This is a genomic window from Bacillus sp. L75, assembly GCF_003676355.1.
Lineage (GTDB): Bacteria > Bacillota > Bacilli > Bacillales > Bacillaceae > Bacillus > Bacillus velezensis.
The window spans coordinates 1-339 of record NZ_ML064967.1; the positions used below are offsets into that span (position 1 = coordinate 1).

Genomic DNA, 339 nt, shown 5'->3' on the forward strand with positions numbered 1-339 from the left:
CTGAAGAAATGAGTATTGCTGAAATATTTGAAATTCGCGGACGCTCTGAAGCATTCAAAAAGAATAATGGCCCGTGGAAAACCGACGAAGGCGAAATGATTCGTAAAACAGTTGTTAAGCGTGCTTATAAGTACTGGCCAAAGTGTGAAAGACTTGGTTCAGCTATTCAAATGCTTAATGATAACGGTGAGGGTATTACTGCTGAGAAAGATGTAACGCCATTTGTTGAAAATCCTATACGTGAACTGCAAGATTTATTAATTGATAAAGACCCAGCCCAATACTTGCCATGGTTAAAAGTTGAAAAGTTTGAAGATGTAACCGAAGACCAAGCGGCAG

Annotated in this window: 1 protein-coding gene; it reads left to right on the forward strand. The window is 39.2% G+C overall.

Annotated features, from left to right (window positions below):
• The coding region (locus D5S11_RS19750; protein ID WP_206504730.1) for a recombinase RecT at window positions 1-339 on the forward strand (339 nt) is incomplete at both ends.